Annotated in this window: 1 protein-coding gene; it reads left to right on the forward strand. The window is 39.3% G+C overall.

Annotated elements, in window-relative coordinates; genetic code table 11:
* Positions 1 to 123 precede the first annotated feature (123 nt).
* The coding region (locus tag FK530_RS27750) for an RsmE family RNA methyltransferase (RefSeq protein WP_146489545.1) at positions 124 to 514 on the forward strand (391 nt) is incomplete at its 3' end.

The following is a 514-nucleotide window of genomic DNA, read 5'->3' on the forward strand; positions in this document are numbered from 1 at the left end:
TAAAAGAGCACGATAAAATCTCTTTTAAAAGGCGTTTAGTCAATTGATTAAGCGCCTTTCACTTTCTAATCTTTCTAATCTTTCTAATCTTTCCAACTCTACTCAAGCGATAAAGGAGTCTTCATGCGTCGCTACGTCAATCAACCTTTAGCTATTGTTGCCGATATTATTTTAGAAGATGAGGATTATAACTATATTGTCCGCGTCTTACGTCACCGTGAGGGTGATTCTATCGTCCTCTTCAATGGCGAAGGGGGAGAATATCATGGTATTATTATTGAAATTGCAAAGCGCCACTTAACGATTCGTCTCAAAAAATATAATCCAATCAACCGAGAGAGTCGCCTCAAAATCAATATTTTACAATCTCTGGTAAAAGGGGAAAAAATGGATTTTGTTCTCCAGAAAGGAAGTGAACTCGGCATGAATGCGATCACCCCGATTATCACGGAGCGAAGCGTTCTTCAGCTCAAAAAAGAGCAACTTCCAAAACGTTTAGAGCGCTGGCACCATA

This window comes from Tsukamurella conjunctivitidis (assembly GCF_007858475.1).
GTDB lineage: Bacteria > Actinomycetota > Actinomycetes > Mycobacteriales > Mycobacteriaceae > Tsukamurella > Tsukamurella conjunctivitidis.